Here is a 927-nt window from a genome sequence, read left to right as displayed (position 1 = left end):
GTTATGAGTCCCTTACGTCAAAAAATGATCGATCTGATGACGGTCAAACAGTTCTCTGAACGCACCCAAAATAGCTATTTATACAGCATGATGAGCTTGGTTAAATACTATCGAAAGTCACCGGATTTACTCAGCCAAGACGATCTTCAAAATTATTTTATTTATCTCATTAAAGATCGAAATCTCGCTGCGAACAGTTGCCGCTTGCAAGTGAATGCTATTCGTTTCTTTTATCGCTGGGTGCTCGGGCGTTCACTTGAATCAATCCGTTTGCATTACCCTAAACGCCCCCTAAAAATCCCAGAGCTATTGACGCGAGATGAAGCACGAAAGATCGTTAATCAACCGACCAATCTAATGCATCAGACCATGCTAAAGACCTGCTACGGATGTGGCCTTCGAGTCAGCGAGGTGTGCGCTCTTCAAGTGAAAGATATTGATGGCGAACGTTTACTGCTGAAAGTGAACGAAGGGAAAGGTAAAAAAGACCGCATGGTGCCGCTCCCTAAAACCGTATTGATGGCTTTAAGGCAGTACTGGTATCGTTATCGTCCTTATCTTTGGCTCTTTTATAGCAAACAGTTAGATAAGCCTTTTGATCTTCGAACCTTGCAGAAAGTGTATAAAAAGACAAAGGCAGAAGCTGGAGTGCAAAAAACAGGTGGCATTCACGGGTTACGTCATGCCTATGCGACTCATCAGCTAGAAGCGGGATTGCCAATTCATCTGCTGCAAAACTGGCTAGGGCATCAAAATGTGAACACCACCATGCGATATATTCATTGGATACCGAGTTACCATCCTGAGCGTGATGGCTTGTTGGATCTCTTATCTGAGGTGTAACAATGAATCGCTTAAGCATGGCGGAGGTAGTAAAGACCTTTGGGGACCGTTTTACTCAGACTTATCCATGTTCTTATGCAGATT

General features: G+C 43.6%; 1 protein-coding gene. It reads left to right on the top strand.

Annotated features, from left to right (window positions below; genetic code table 11):
* Positions 1-843: tyrosine-type recombinase/integrase (locus tag ACFOEK_RS21215; RefSeq protein ID WP_386723493.1), on the top strand; the 843-nt coding region annotated here is incomplete at its 5' end.
* Positions 844-927 lie beyond the last annotated feature (84 nt).

Source organism: Litoribrevibacter euphylliae (assembly GCF_042646085.1).
GTDB lineage: Bacteria > Pseudomonadota > Gammaproteobacteria > Pseudomonadales > Litoribrevibacteraceae > Litoribrevibacter > Litoribrevibacter euphylliae.
The sequence above is the reverse complement of the archived record's forward strand: the minus strand, read 5'-3'. Positions and strand labels throughout refer to the sequence as shown.